Raw genomic sequence first — 236 nt, forward strand, 5'->3', positions numbered from 1 at the left:
TGAAGCACTGCAGCTTGCGCCTGGGTTCGATCAGGAGGCTCCAGCCGGTCGGGATCATGGCAAACGGCAGCATGTCGGGCCGAGCGAACAACAACGCCCAAAGAATAACGCCGGCAACCGCATAGGCGATCCGTCGTGCGTTTGCAGCGAGCAGAATATGGATCATCGCCAGCGACAGACAACTCACCATCGCATAGGGCGTAGCGGTAGCAAAATAGGTCATGGTTACGGGATAC

At 57.6% G+C, this 236-nt stretch carries 1 protein-coding gene; it reads right to left on the minus strand.

Features of this window, described 5'->3' with window-relative positions; all coding sequences use genetic code 11:
• Positions 1-223 (minus strand): hypothetical protein (locus tag AC0L3B_RS40345; RefSeq protein ID WP_473383666.1); only part of this gene is annotated, 223 nt, incomplete at its 3' end.
• Between the last annotated feature and the right edge of the window lie 13 nt (positions 224-236).

Source organism: Bradyrhizobium sp. Kon56, assembly GCF_055807635.1.